This is a genomic window from Mesonia sp. K4-1 (assembly GCF_008017825.1).
In the GTDB taxonomy this organism is placed as follows: Bacteria; Bacteroidota; Bacteroidia; order Flavobacteriales; family Flavobacteriaceae; genus Mesonia.
This window is the reverse complement of record NZ_VRLS01000021.1, coordinates 1-557: the sequence shown is the minus strand read 5'-3', so window position 1 is coordinate 557 and position 557 is coordinate 1. Positions and strand designations below refer to the sequence as shown.

Sequence of the window (557 nt, the reverse complement as noted above, 5' to 3'; positions counted from 1 at the left end):
GTATTAAAAGAACCCTTTTCAGAAAGCAGAATACCATCAAGCGGAACTTTTTCGCCTACACGTACCTGTATCTTTTCGCCAATTTCAACAGTCTCGGGATTTACTGAAACAAAGTCGCCATCACGATAAACCAAAGCTTCATTGGGTCTTACATCGAGTAAGGCTTTTATATTTCCTTTCGCACGGTTAACGGCCGCATTTTGGAAGAGTTCGCCCACAGCATAAAACAGCATTACGGCAACACCTTCGGGATATTCGCCAATGGCAAATGCACCTAAAGTGGCTATGGACATTAAGAAGAATTCCGTAAAAAAATCACCATTTTTAATACTTTTCCAGCCTTCTCTTATCACCGGAAAACCTACAGGGATATAGGCTACCGTGTACCATACTACGCGAATCCATCCTTTGAAGAAAGGAAACGCATCAAAGTAATCAATAGCGATTCCGGCTATCAACATCACAAAGCTGAAAATAGCCGGTAGATAGGTTCTAAAATTTGAAATTTCTTCAGGGCTGCTATGGTTATGGCCATCGTCGTGACTGTGCTCGCCTTG

At 42.2% G+C, this 557-nt stretch carries 1 pseudogene; it reads right to left on the bottom strand.

What is annotated here, in order from left to right:
* A pseudogene (locus FT986_RS04215) lies at positions 1–557 on the bottom strand (heavy metal translocating P-type ATPase); the annotation flags it as partial.